The 13188-nt window shown below is 74.7% G+C and carries 8 protein-coding genes; 6 read left to right on the top strand and 2 right to left on the bottom strand.

What is annotated here, in order from left to right; genetic code table 11:
- The first annotated feature begins 35 nt into the window (after positions 1-35).
- The 3 genes from ACIF8T_RS17165 (at position 36) to ACIF8T_RS17155 (ending at position 4151) form a co-directional block, all read left to right on the top strand.
- A complete protein-coding gene (locus tag ACIF8T_RS17165; RefSeq protein ID WP_400035755.1) occupies positions 36-593 on the top strand; it encodes a hypothetical protein in 558 nt (185 codons plus the stop codon).
- 205 nt (positions 594-798) lie between these two features.
- Positions 799-972 carry a hypothetical protein gene (locus ACIF8T_RS17160; protein ID WP_400035753.1) on the top strand — a complete coding sequence of 58 codons (174 nt, stop codon included), beginning with the start codon at positions 799-801 and terminating at the stop codon, positions 970-972.
- 122 nt (positions 973-1094) lie between these two features.
- Positions 1095-4151 (top strand): AAA family ATPase, encoded by a 3057-nt coding sequence (locus tag ACIF8T_RS17155; protein WP_400035751.1) that lies wholly within the window; start codon positions 1095-1097, stop codon positions 4149-4151.
- A 225-nt stretch (positions 4152-4376) separates the two neighbouring features.
- Here ACIF8T_RS17155 and ACIF8T_RS17150 read toward each other — a convergent pair whose 3' ends face one another.
- Both ACIF8T_RS17150 and ACIF8T_RS17145 read right to left on the bottom strand, forming a co-directional pair.
- Positions 4377-5546 carry a PQQ-dependent sugar dehydrogenase gene (locus ACIF8T_RS17150; RefSeq protein ID WP_400035749.1) on the bottom strand — a complete coding sequence of 390 codons (1170 nt, stop codon included), beginning with the start codon at positions 5544-5546 and terminating at the stop codon, positions 4377-4379.
- 107 nt (positions 5547-5653) lie between these two features.
- The gene (locus ACIF8T_RS17145; protein WP_400035747.1) at positions 5654-6652 is read right to left on the bottom strand and encodes an aldo/keto reductase; all 999 of its coding nucleotides are present in this window, start codon (positions 6650-6652) and stop codon (positions 5654-5656) included.
- A 77-nt stretch (positions 6653-6729) separates the two neighbouring features.
- Here ACIF8T_RS17145 and ACIF8T_RS17140 point away from each other — a divergent pair, with 77 nt between their 5' ends.
- The 3 genes from ACIF8T_RS17140 (at position 6730) to ACIF8T_RS17130 (ending at position 13177) form a co-directional block, all read left to right on the top strand.
- Entirely contained in the window at positions 6730-7680 is a 951-nt protein-coding gene (locus tag ACIF8T_RS17140) for a 2-hydroxyacid dehydrogenase (protein WP_400035745.1), read from the top strand.
- Between the two features lie 421 nt (positions 7681-8101).
- Positions 8102-11107, top strand: a complete 3006-nt coding sequence (locus tag ACIF8T_RS17135; protein WP_400035743.1) for a putative bifunctional diguanylate cyclase/phosphodiesterase — start codon at positions 8102-8104, stop codon at positions 11105-11107.
- Between the two features lie 213 nt (positions 11108-11320).
- Positions 11321-13177, top strand: coding sequence for an acetolactate synthase large subunit (locus ACIF8T_RS17130; protein WP_400035741.1), 1857 nt, complete (start codon positions 11321-11323; stop codon positions 13175-13177).
- The last annotated feature ends 11 nt before the right edge of the window (positions 13178-13188 follow it).

The raw sequence follows: 13188 nt of genomic DNA, 5'->3' as shown, positions 1-13188 counted from the left end.
GCAACCTCTCAGAGAGCGTCCGTACGGTGCGAGACATGGGAACGAAGACAGTGGACGAGACCGAGGCCGGCAAGGCCGCCCAGTCCGACGAGGTGACCGGCGCCGACGAGGCGACCACGGCCGACGAGGCGACGGAGTCCGGGGAACCGGCCGAGGCCGCCGACGGGGACGGCGAGCGGGCCGGACGTGAGGAGGGGGCCCCCGGAGTCGGGCAGGGCGCCGGCGCGATCCTGTCCGTGGCGCTCGGCGTCGTCTCGCTGACCGGCAGCTGGATCGGCACGGTGGCCGCCGCGCGCGAGACCCTGATCGGCCAGCTGGAGACCTCGTCCTCCGCGGGCGTCGCCCAGCAGATCAAGGAGGTCTACGGCGACGCCTGGAAGACCTCCGCGCTGTGGGCCGGCCTGTTCGCGCTGGTCGCGCTGGTCGTCGCCGCCGTGGTGCTGGCCCGGCCCGCCTTCGGAGCGCCCGGCCGGCCGCAGGCCGCCTGGATCAAGTCGGTCGCCTGGGCCGGTCTCACGCTCGGGGTGATCGGCCTGTTCCTGGCCGTCCTGAAGTACACCGACGTCCTGCTGGGTCTGCCGTCGGCGAGCTGAGCCGGCCGTGACCGAGGGGTCCGCGGTCTCCGTAAGCACCTTACGGAGACCGCGAGGCCCCTTACGCGTGTCCGAGGCCCCGGTAAGGCCCCCGGCCCGGGCGAAGATGCGGAACCCTCCCGATGCGGCGGCCCCGCCCGTACGACGAAGGTGGAGGCACCACCGCCGGCCACGGCCGGCACCCGCCGTCACCAGGGGAGACACCGTGTACGACTACGAGCTGCACCAGCTCCGCTCCGCCGACCTCGTCCGCCGCGCCGAGCGGCAGCGGCTGGTCCGGCAGGCCCTCCTCGCCCGCCGGGACGCCGCCCCGCACGCCGCCGAGGCGGAGAGCCATACCCGCCGCTCCCGCCGCCACCGGTTCGCCCGCGCGGCGTGACCGGCGGGCCGGGGGCGCGGGACGCCGGGCGGAGCACGGGAGCCGCTGCCGTGCTCCGCCCGCGCACGCCCGCGGCGGCCCCCGCGCCGAAAAGCAGTGCCGGGCCGTCGGCGTCGCGTGCGATGCTCGGGGCCGTGGAGACCAGGTCCGTCAGTCCCGTGTTCGTCGGCCGCGCCGGCGAACTGGACACGCTGAACGACGCGCTCACCCGGGCGGCGGCGGGCGAGCCGCAGGCGCTGCTGCTCGGCGGGGAGGCCGGCGTCGGCAAGACCCGCCTCGTCGAGGAGTTCGCCGACGCCGCCCGCCGCCGCGGCGCGGTCGTCGCGCTCGGCGGCTGCGTCGAGATCGGCGCCGACGGGCTGCCCTTCGCGCCCTTCTCCACCGCCCTGCGCGCCCTGCGCCGCGAGCTGCCCGGCCTGCTCGCCACCGAGGCCGCCGGGCAGGAGGAGGAACTCGCCCGCCTGCTGCCCGAACTCGGCTCCGCCGCGGTCCGCGGCGGGGCCCGGGACGACGAGGAGGGCATGGCCCGCCTCTTCGAGCTGACCGCCCGGCTGCTGGAGCACGTCGCCGCCGACCGCCCCGTGCTGCTGGTCCTGGAGGACCTGCACTGGGCCGACGCCTCCACCCGCCACCTGCTCGCCTACCTCTTCCGCACACTGCGCACCGGACGCCTCGTCGTCCTCGCCACCTACCGCTCCGACGACATCCACCGCCGCCATCCGCTGCGCCCCCTGCTCGCCGAACTCGACCGGCTGCGCACGGTCCGCCGCATCGAACTCGGCCGCTTCACCCGCGACGAGGTCGGCCGCCAGATCGCCGGCATCCTCGCCCGGGAACCCCGGCCCGAGCAGGTCGACGAGATCTTCGAACGCTCCGACGGCAACGCCTTCTTCGTGGAGGAACTCGCCGTCGCCGCCCGCCAGGGCTGTTCCACCGGTCTCACCGACTCCCTGCGCGACCTGCTGCTGGTCCGCGTGGAGGCCCTGCCGGAGAGCGCCCAGCGGGTCGCCCGGATCGTCGCCGAGGGCGGCTCCACCGTCGAGTACCGGCTGCTGGCCGCCGTCGCCCGGCTCGCCGAGGACGACCTCATCGAGGCGCTGCGGGCCGCCGTCAACGCCAACATCCTGCTCGCCGCGCCCGGCGGCGACGGCTACCGCTTCCGCCACTCCCTGGTCCGCGAGGCCGTCAGCGACGACCTGCTGCCCGGCGAACGCTCCCGCCTCAACCGCCGCTACGCCGAGGCCCTGGAGGCCGACCCGACGCTCGTGCCCGCCGACGAGCGGGCGATGCGCCTGGCCAGCTACTGGTACCACGCCCACGACGCCGCCAAGGCCCTGCCCGCCGTCCTGGACGCCTCCGTCGAGGCCCGCCGCCGCCACGCCTACACCGAGCAACTGCGGCTGCTGGAGAGGGCCATGGACCTGTGGGACGCGGCCCCCGCCGACGTGCGGGGGACCCTGCGCCCGGCCGACTACACCGAGGCCTACCCGCCCAGCGGCGGCGACCCGGCCACCACCCCGCTGCGCTACCTGGACCTGATGGCCGAGGCCGCCGTCGCCGGACGGCTGTGCGCGGAGCGCGAGCGCGCCCTGAAGATCACCAAGCGGGCGCTGCGGCTCCTGGACGAGGAACCGGACCCGGTGCGCGCCGCCTGGTTCTGGAGCCAGCGCTCCCGGCTGGTGCAGGGCCTGGCCCGCGGCGACGGCTGGGCGGAACTCGCCACCGCCCAGGACCTGGTGCGCGGGCTGCCCCCGTCCGAGGTGCACGCCGAGGTGCTCGCCATGGTCGCGACCTGGTCGATGCTGCACGAGCCGGGCGGCGCCACCATGGCCGCCGCCGAACGCGCCGTCGAGTACGCCCGCATGGTCGGCGCCCACCACACCGAGCTGAACGCCCGGCTCACCCTCGGCGGCCTGATCGTCGACGCCGGCGACATCGAGGCCGGGCTCGCCGAGATGTACCGGGTCAAGGACCGGGCCGCGGATCTGGGCGCGACCGGGGTGCTGAGCCGCGCCTACATCAACCTCCCCTCGATCCTGGAGGGCGTCGGCCGCTCGGAGGAGGCCGTCGGCATCCTGCGGGAGGGCGTGGCGTTCACCCGCCGGCTGGGCCGGCTGGACTCCGACGGGTGGGTGTGGGGCAACCTCGCCGAATCGCTGCACGTGCTCGGCCGCTGGGACGAGGCGGCCGAGGCCGCGGCCCACGCGCAGCGCGCCGAGCACAGCGCCAAGCCGCGCACCGGGGGACTGCTGCGCCTGGCCCACCTCGCCCTCGACCGGGGCGACCTCGCGGCGGCCGCCCGCCACCTGGGCGCCGCCCGCTCCTGCTTCGGCACCCACGACCCCATGCCGCAGTACACCCTGCCGATGAGCTGCCTCGCCATCGGCCTGGCCGCCGCCGAGGGCCGCCTGCCCGACGCCCGCGCCGAACTGCTCGCCGTCCTGGACGCCGGTTTCCCGCCCGGCACCCAGCGCTACGGCTGGCCGCTGCTGCTCACCGCCGCGACCGCCGAGGCCGACGGCTTCGGGAACCCGGCCACCGAGCCCGGCCGCCCGGAGACCGTGCGCCGCCTGCGCGCGGCCGCGAAGACCCTCACCACGGGCGTCCCCGTATGGAAGGCATACGACCAGTGGCTGCGCGCGGAGCTCCTGCGCGCCGAGGGCCGCGTCCCGCCGGACGAGTGGAGCGCGGCCGTCGCCGCGGTGGAACCCCTGGAGCGGCCCTACGACCTCGCCCGCGTCCGGCTGCGCCTGGCCGAGGCGCTGCTGGTCCGCGGAGCCGGGGAGGACGAGCGGGCCCGGGCCACGGAACTGCTCCGCCTCGCCCACGCGGTCGCCGGCCACCTCGGCGCCCGGCCGCTCGCCGACGCCGCCGCGCTGCTCGCCCGGCGCGCCCGCCTCCCGCTCGGCCGCGCGTCCGGCCGCTCCCCGGCCCCCGCCGACCCCGCCGAGGCCCTCGGCCTGACCAGCCGGGAACGCGACGTCCTGCGCCTGGTCGCCGCCGGCCGCACCAACCGCCAGATCGCCGAGGAGCTCTTCATCTCGCCGAAGACGGCGAGCGTCCACGTCTCCCGCATCCTCGCCAAGCTGGGCGTCTCGGGCCGGGGCGAGGCGGCGGCGGTGGCCCACCGGCGGGGACTGTTCCCGGCCGGAACGCTCACCGCGCGGACGGCGGGCTGAGGACCGCGCCGCGAGGGACGCCGCGGCCCGGGGGCTTTCGTGTCCGCCGGCCCGGAAGACCCGCTCGCACCGGGCCGCGGGCACACCCCCGACGGGCGGAACCGGCCGGAGCCGGCCCGCGGGGACGCCGGGGACGGTGATCCGGGACGCGGGCCGCACGTCCGGGAAGGCCGCCGTCCGCCCGCCCGGAGACCGGGCCCGGCGGCCGGGCGGGCGACGGGCCGGCTACCTCACCCGCACCTCCAGGACGCGGTCGTCCGCCTCCCCGGGGTCGCCGCGGCCGTCGGTGTTGCTGGTCGTGACCCACAGCCGGTCGCCGCCCGCCGCGGCCACCGACCGCAGCCGGCCGTACTCGCCCTCCAGGAAGGCCTGCGGCTCCGCCGACGCCCGCGTGCCGTCCAGGGGCACGCGCCACAGGCGCTGGCCGCGCAGACCGGCCATCCAGACCGAGCCCTCGGCGTAGGCGATGCCGCTGGGGGAGGCCTCGTCGGTGCTCCACTGCGCCACCGGGTCGCGCAGGCCCTCGTCGCCGGACCGGCCCTCGGTCCGCGGCCAGCCGTAGTTGCCGCCCGGCTCGATCGCGTTCAGCTCGTCCCAGGTGTCCTGGCCGAACTCCGCGGCGAAGAGCCGCTGTTTCGCGTCCCAGTCCAGGCCCTGCACGTTGCGGTGGCCGTAGGAGAGGACAGGGGAGTCCGGGAACGGGTTGCCGGGGGCCGGGTCGCCGTCCGGGGTGAGGCGCAGGATCTTGCCGCCGGTGGACTCCTTGTCCTGGGACAGCCCGGTGTCGCCGCTCTCGCCGGTGCCCACGTACAGCATCCGGTCCGGGCCGAAGGCGATCCGGCCGCCGTTGTGGATCACGCCCTTGGGGATGCCCCTGAAGACCGTGTCGGGCGCGCCGAGCTGCTCGCCGGGGGGCTTGTCCTCGTCGTGGAGCATGCGGACGACGCGGTTGTCCGAGGCGGAGGTGAAGTAGGCGTAGACCATGTGGTCCGAGGCGTAGTCGGGGGAGAGGGCGATGCCGAGCAGGCCGCCCTCGCCGGCCGGGGAGACCCCCGGCACCTCGCCCAGTTCGGTCTTCTTCCCGGTCTTCTCGTCGATCCGGACGATCGTCCCGTCGTCCCGGGAGGAGACCAGCAGGCCGCCGCCCGGCAGCGGGGCGAGGCCCCACGGCGTCCGCAGGCCCGTGGCGACGGTCCGGACCACCTCCGCCGAGCCCTTGGCGGGCGGGGTCTCCTCGGCGGCCTGCCGCGGCGGGGACGACGGCGGTGCCGTACGGCTGGGGGAGGCGCTCCGCTCGCCGCCCGCCGCTCCTCCGCCGTCGGAGGAGCAGCCGGCCGTCAGCAGGAGCGCGGCGACGGCCATCGCGGCCGGCACGGCTCGACGTTGCACGATCATGGTCCCTTCGACGCGGGCGGGTTCTCCCTGTCTTACACCGCCCGCGCCCCACAGGTTCCCGGTCGGCGGAAAACCGAACCGCCGGCCCCCGCACCGGCGCGGGCCCCTCAGTCCCACGACCCCTGCGCCGCCGGCAGCTCCGCCACCTCGGCCAGGTCCTCGGCCGTCAGCCGCAGTTCCGCCGCGGCCGCGTTCTGCGCGACCCACCGCTCCTGCTTGGTCCCGGGCACCGGGACCACGTGCGGACCCTGCGCGAGCACCCACGCCAGCGCCACCTGGGCCGGGGTGACGTGCGCGCCGTGCCGGGCGGCGATCCGCCGCAGCCCCACCACGATCGGCTGGTTGGCGGCCATCATCTCGGCCGTGAACCGCGGGTGCCGGGCCCGCGGGTCGTCCGCCTCGAAGCCCTCGCCCGGGGTCAGCGTGCCCGTCAGGAAGCCGTTGCCGAGGGGCATCGCGGCGAGGAAGCCGACCCCGCGCGCCTCGCACCACGGCAGCAGCGCCTCCAGGGCCTCCGGCGACCACACCGACAGCTCCGCCTCCACCGCGGTCACCGGGAAGACCTGCTGCACCCGTTCCAGCTGGCGGATCGTCGCGTCGTGCAGCCGGGCCCCCGGCCGCCGCGCCGACCGCGCGCCCACCGCGCACAGCCCCAGCGCCCGCACCTTCCCGGCCCGGACCAGCTCCGCCATCGCGCCCCAGGTCTCCTCGACCGGCACCTCGGGATCGGCGCGGTGCAGCTGGTAGAGGTCGATGACGTCGGTCTGGAGCCGGCGCAGGGAGGCGTCGCAGGCCCGTCTGACGTATCCCGGGCGGCCGTTGGCCACGATGTGCTGGTCGCCGACCAGCAGCCCGACCTTGGTCGACACGAAGGCGTCGGCCCGCCGCTCCTTCACGGCCCGCCCCACCAGCAGCTCGTTGGTGAACGGCCCGTACATGTCCGCGGTGTCCAGCAGGGACGCACCCAGGTCGAGGGCCCGGTGCACCGCCCTGAGCGACTCGTCGCCGCGCCGGCGCGACGCGCTGTACGCCCAGCTCATCGGCATGCACCCGAGTCCGACGGCCCCCACCGCGAGCGCCCCCGCGCCGATCGTCCTGCGCTCCACCTGGTCGTGACCCTCCCTCGTACGGCCACCCCAACCTAACCTCTGCCGTCATACGCTCCTGACATAGCCTCCGGAGCATGACTGCTGACGTGTGGCTGCCCATCCCGCCGGACGAGATCGAAGGGCTCCCCGAGGGGCCGGCGTACCGCTTCTGGGACGGGTCCGGGGACTTCCCCGCGGACCCGGCCGACTGCGCCTTCTACGTCGTCCCCTACATGAAGCCCAGCCCGCTGTGCGTACGGCCGCTCCCCCTGATGAGCTCGGTGCAGGTCGTGCAGACCCTGTCGGCCGGCATAGACCACGTGGAGCCCGGCTTGCGGGACCTGCGCGACGGGGTGCGGCTGTGCAACGCCCGCGGGGTCCACGAGGCGAGCACCGCCGAGCTCACCCTCGCGCTCGTCCTGGCGTCGCTGCGCGGCATCCCGGACTTCGTCCGCGCGCAGGACCGGGGGGAGTGGCTGGGCGGGTTCCGGCCGGCCCTGGCCGACAAGAACGTGCTCATCGTCGGGTACGGCTCCATCGGCGCGGCGATCGAGGACCGGCTCGTTCCCTTCGAGGTGGCGCGGGTGGCGCGCGTCGCGCGCTCCGAGCGCACCACGGCGCGCGGTCCGGTGCATCCGCTCACCGCCCTGCCCTCCCTGCTCCCGGAGGCGGACGTCGTCATCCTCTCCACGCCGCTGACCGAGGACACCCGTGGCCTGGTCGACTCCGGTTTCCTGGCGCGGATGAAGGACGGCGCGCTGCTGGTGAACGTCGCCCGCGGGCCCGTCGTCGACACCAAGGCCCTGCTCGCGGAGGTGGAGAGCGGCCGGCTCACCGCGGCCCTCGACGTCACCGACCCCGAGCCGCTGCCCCGCGACCACCCCCTGTGGCGGGCGCCGGGCGTGCTCGTCAGCCCGCACGCGGGCGGTCCCACCTCGGCCTTCCCGCCGCGTGCCGCGCGGCTGCTGGCGGACCAGCTGTCCCGGTTCGTGAACCGGGAGCCGCTGCGGAACGTGATCCTGACGACGGGTGCGCCCCGCGCGTGACGCGCTTCGAGTACCGTCCGCGACCTTCCGGACGCGGCGGGTACTCGCATATCAGCTGATCGTCACGGAGAGTAGAGAACCTATGTCCCTGAGTGACGAGACTGGTGTATCGTCCCGACAGGGGCTGCGCCGCGCACCGTTCGGCGCCGGGGACGGACTTCAGACTGTGAGGGGGGCGACGGGCGATGCACGGTCAAGGGACGAGCGATCCGACGCGGCGGAGTCACCGGCTGCGAACCTGGCGCACCGCCGCGCGCAGACGCGGTCGTCACGGCACCGTCGGCGGCCGCCACACGCACCACGACGGCCACCACACCAACCACGGCCACCACCACCGCAGGCACGGCAGCCGCAAGCGGCAGGCCCAGCCGGCGCACCGGGACCCGCGGGGCCCGGGTGCGACGCGGAGCGGGAGGGACCGGTGAGCGCGCCCTCCCCCACCCCGACCCTCGACGGAACGCTGCGGACGCAGCCTTCGCCGAAGACGCTGCTGCCCCTGCCGCCGGCCTCCGGCCCCCGGCCGGGCCCGGTCCCCCAGCTCGTCCTGGCCCTGGTCTGCGGGGCCTACGCCGTCGGCTCCGCGCTCGGCTGGGGCTCCCGGCAACTCGCGCTGGTCATGGGCGACTTCGGGCTGAGCGCCGCGGCGGGCACCGCCGCCGTCTCCTGCGCCCTGTACGCCCGCAGGCGCCGCACCCGCTTCCGCTCCGCCTGGCTGCTGTTCGGCCTCTCCTCGGCGATGGCGGCCCTGGGCAACCTGGTCTGGGGCTGGTACGAGGTGGTCCTCGGGCAGCCCGTGCCCAGCCCCAGCTACGCCGACCTGTTCTTCCTCTGCTTCGCGCCGCCCGCCATCGTGGGACTCCTGGTGCTCGCCAAGCGGCCGGTGACGAAGGCCGGCTGGGGCTGCCTCGCCCTGGACGCGTGGCTGATCGGCGGCTCGCTGCTCACCCTCGCCTGGAGCCTGGCGCTCGCCCAGGCGGCCAAGTCGGAGGGGCCCGGCGTGGCGCACACCGCGCTGTCGCTGGCCTACCCGCTGCTCGACATCGCCCTGGTCAGCATGGTGCTCGCGCTGCACTTCCGGCGTTCGGCGGTGAACCGCTCGGCGGTCAACACCGCGATCGGCGCCCTGGCGCTGACCGTGATGTGCGACGCCCTGTTCACCTCGCCCCTGCTGCACAACGACTACCGCTCCGGGCAGCTGCTGGACGCGGGCTGGTTCGCCGGCTCGCTGCTGCTGGCGTACGCCCCGTGGGCGGGGTCCCGCGGCGGGCAGCCGGAGGACGAGGGCCACACCCGCGTGGTGCACGAGCACGTGCCCGGGCAGCGCAGCGGACCGCACCCCCAGCAGCCCGGACCGGGCGCCGACCCGATCCGCTACCCGGCCGCCCGGCCCATCGCCGGCTCCCTGGCCGCCCTCACGCCGTACCTCGCGGCCGCGGTGTGCACCCTGGGGATCCTCTACAACGTCCTCAACGGACGCAGCGTCGACCGCGTGGTGCTCATCACCGGGGGCACGGTGGTGCTCGCCCTGGTCGTGCGGCAGGGCATCATGCTGCTCGACAACATCACCCTCACCCAGGAACTGGCGCAGAAGGAGAACCACTTCCGCTCCCTGGTGCAGGGCTCCAGCGACGTCATCATGATCGCCGCGCCCAACGGCATCCTCCGCTACGTCTCCCCGGCCGCCGCCGGCGTCTACGGCCGCCCCGCGGAGGACCTGGTGGGCACGGAACTGGCCAACCTGATCCACCCGGAGGACCTGGGCTGCGTCGTGCACGAGGTGCGCCGCTTCCTCGCCGCCGACCCGGTCGAGGAGCCCACCACGCGCATCGAGTGCCGCTTCCGGTCCGGCGCGGGCGGCTGGCTCAACGTCGAGTCGACCGTCAACCGCCACCAGGGCGGCCTGATCTTCAACAGCCGGGACGTCACCGAACGGGTGCGGCTGCAGGCGCAGTTGCAGCACAACGCCGAGCACGACCCGCTCACCGACCTGCCCAACCGGGCGCTGTTCACCCGGCGCGTGCAGCAGGCGCTGTCCGGCCGCCGCGCCTCCGACCGGGGCGTGGCCCTGCGCAACACGGCCGTGCTCTTCATCGACCTCGACGGCTTCAAGGCCGTCAACGACACGATCGGGCACCAGGCCGGCGACGAACTGCTGGTGCAGGCCGCCCGCAGGCTCCAGGACGCCGTCCGGCAGGGCGACACCGCCTCCCGGCTCGGCGGCGACGAGTTCGCCGCCCTGATCGTCGGGGACAACACCCGCGACCGCGCCGCCCGGGAGCGGCACATCCTGGAGCTCGCCGACCGGCTCCGCGGGACGCTGTCGCAGCCGTACCTCATCGACGGCAACGATGTCCGGGTCAACGCCTCCATCGGCGTCGCCTTCGCCGAGCAGGGCCTGGGCGCGGGCGAGCTGCTGCGCAACGCCGACCTCGCCATGTACCGCGCCAAGGCCGGCGGCAAGGGCCGCGTCGAGCTGTACAAGCCGCAGATGCAGCAGGACGTCGTCCGCAAGGCGGAGCTGGCCACGCGCCTGCGGGCCGCGCTGCACGACGGCGAGTTCGCCCTGCTCCACCAGCCGGTGGTGTCCCTGGAGGACGGCCGGATCACGTCGGTCTGCGCCCACCCGCGCTGGCGCTCCGCCCAAGGGGTGCTCTTCACCCCCGCGGAGTTCCTGCGGGCGTCCGACGACGGCGGCAGGACCGCCGAGCTGGGCCGCTGGATGCTGGAGGCGGCCGTGGAGCAGGCCGCCGAACGGCACGCGGCGGGCCTCTCGGTCCCCGTGGCCGTCCGCACCGGCGCCCGGGCGCTGCTGGACCGGTCCCTGCCGCCCGGCTCGATCGAGGCGCTGCTGACCCGGCACGGGCTGCCGTCCGGCTCGCTGGTCGTCGAGCTGACCGACATCGACCACCGGGTCCCCCTGGAGGAGCTGGAGCGCCGCCTGAACGCGCTGCGGCGGGTCGGCGTCCGGATCGCGCTCGACGGGTTCGGCAACGGCTGCGCGGCGATCACGGCCCTGCGGCGGCTCCCCGTCGACGTGCTCAAGCTCGACCGCGGCCTGGTCGAGGGCGTCGTCGAGTCCGCCCGGCTGCACAAGATCACCAGCGGGCTGCTGCGCATCGCCGGCGACCTGGGCCTGCAGTCCGTGGCCGAAGGCGTGGACCTGCCCGAGCAGGTCGTCGCGCTGCGCGCGATGGGCTGCACCCACGGGCAGGGCATGGCGTTCTCCGGGCCGCTGGACGAGTACCGGCTGCGCCGGGCGCTCGGCACCGGGCACTACCCGGTGCCGCACGAACCGGCCGAACCCGCGTTCGCCGGGGGCTCCCCGCGGGTGTACACCGGAGGGGCGACCGGCGCGAACGTGTCCACCGTCTTCGGAGGCGGCACGGCCCTGCGCTCACATAATGAGACTCCTGTCCCACCCACTTGACAGTGAGTGCGCGCCGGGGGGAGGGTCAATGCCATGCGCACCCGAATTCTCGTACTTGGACAGCGCGTCGGCTGACGCTGAGCCCTCGATCGCTCAGCGACCCCACCCGGCGCGCTCCCCTCGCTTGCCCTACGGCACGAGGGGTTTTTTGTTGCACACGCAGCAGACGCACTTCGCCCAAACTTCGCAAAAACCCTCAGCATCGAGAAGAGAATGCCGATGACCGAGCAGGCCACCGGGGCCCATCACCCGCAGCCGCGGCCCCGATCCTCAGGACAGCACTCCGCCCCCGAGCACGTCACGGGTGCGCAGTCCCTCATCCGCTCTCTCGAGGAGGTCGGCGCCGACACGGTATTCGGTATCCCCGGCGGTGCGATCCTCCCGGCGTACGACCCGCTGATGGACTCGACCCGGGTGCGCCACGTCCTGGTCCGCCACGAGCAGGGCGCCGGCCACGCGGCCGAGGGCTACGCGCTGGCCACCGGCAAGGTCGGCGTCTGCATGGCGACCTCCGGACCGGGTGCGACCAACCTGGTCACGCCGATCGCCAACGCCCACATGGACTCGGTGCCGCTGGTCGCGATCACCGGCCAGGTCGCCTCCGCGTCGATCGGCACGGACGCCTTCCAGGAGGCGGACATCGTCGGCATCACCATGCCGATCACCAAGCACAACTTCCTCGTCACCCAGGCCGAGGACATCCCCCGGGTGATCGCGCAGGCGTTCCACATCGCCTCCACCGGCCGCCCCGGCCCGGTGCTGGTCGACATCGCCAAGGACGCCCTCCAGGCGCAGACCACCTTCTCCTGGCCGCCCACCATGGACCTGCCCGGCTACCGGCCCGTCATCAAGCCGCACGCCAAGCAGATCCGCGAGGCCGCCAAGCTGATCACCGCCGCCAAGCGGCCCGTCCTGTACGTCGGCGGCGGCGTCCTCAAGGCCGGCGCCACCGCCGAGCTGAAGGTGCTCGCCGAGCTCACCGGCGCGCCCGTCACCACCACCCTGATGGCGCTCGGCGCGTTCCCCGACAGCCACCCGCTGCACGTGGGGATGCCGGGCATGCACGGGGCGGTCACCGCCGTCACCGCGCTGCAGAAGGCCGACCTGATCGTCGCCCTCGGCGCCCGCTTCGACGACCGCGTCACCGGCAAGCTGGACAGCTTCGCCCCGTACGCCAAGATCGTCCACGCCGACATCGACCCGGCCGAGATCGGCAAGAACCGCGCCGCCGACGTGCCGATCGTCGGCGACGCCCGCGAGGTCATCGCCGACCTGATCCAGGCCGTGCAGAAGGAGCACAGCGAGGGCCACACGGGCGACTACACCGCCTGGTGGAACGACCTGAACCGCTGGCGCGAGACCTACCCGCTCGGCTACGACCAGCCCGGGGACGGCTCGCTCTCCCCGCAGCAGGTCATCGAGCGCATCGGGCAGCTCGCCCCCGAGGGCACGGTCTTCGCGGCGGGCGTCGGCCAGCACCAGATGTGGGCCGCGCACTTCATCCAGTACGACAAGCCCGCCACCTGGCTGAACTCCGGCGGCGCGGGCACGATGGGCTACGGGGTCCCGGCCGCGATGGGCGCCAAGGCCGGCGCGCCGGACCGCACCGTCTGGGCGATCGACGGCGACGGCTGCTTCCAGATGACCAACCAGGAGCTCACCACCTGCGCCCTGAACAACATCCCGATCAAGGTCGCCATCATCAACAACGGCGCCCTCGGGATGGTCCGCCAGTGGCAGACCCTGTTCTACAACCAGCGGTACTCCAACACCGTGCTGCACTCCGGCCCCGAGGCCGACGGCAGGTCGCCGAGCGCCGGCACCCGCGTCCCCGACTTCGTGAAGCTGGCCGAGGCCATGGGCTGCTACGCCATCCGCTGCGAGGACCCGGCCGACCTCGACAAGGTCATCGAGGAGGCGAACTCCATCAACGACCGCCCCGTCGTCGTCGACTTCATCGTCCACGAGGACGCCATGGTCTGGCCGATGGTCGCCGCCGGCACCTCCAACGACGAGATCATGGCCGCCCGGGACGTCCGCCCCGACTTCGGCGACAACGAAGACGACTGAGCGAGAGAGAC

The sequence above is a fragment of the Streptomyces sp. NPDC085946 genome (assembly GCF_044540485.1).
In the GTDB taxonomy this organism is placed as follows: Bacteria; Actinomycetota; Actinomycetes; order Streptomycetales; family Streptomycetaceae; genus Streptomyces.
Note: the sequence above shows the minus strand (reverse complement) of the source record. Positions and strands in the feature narration are given on the sequence as shown.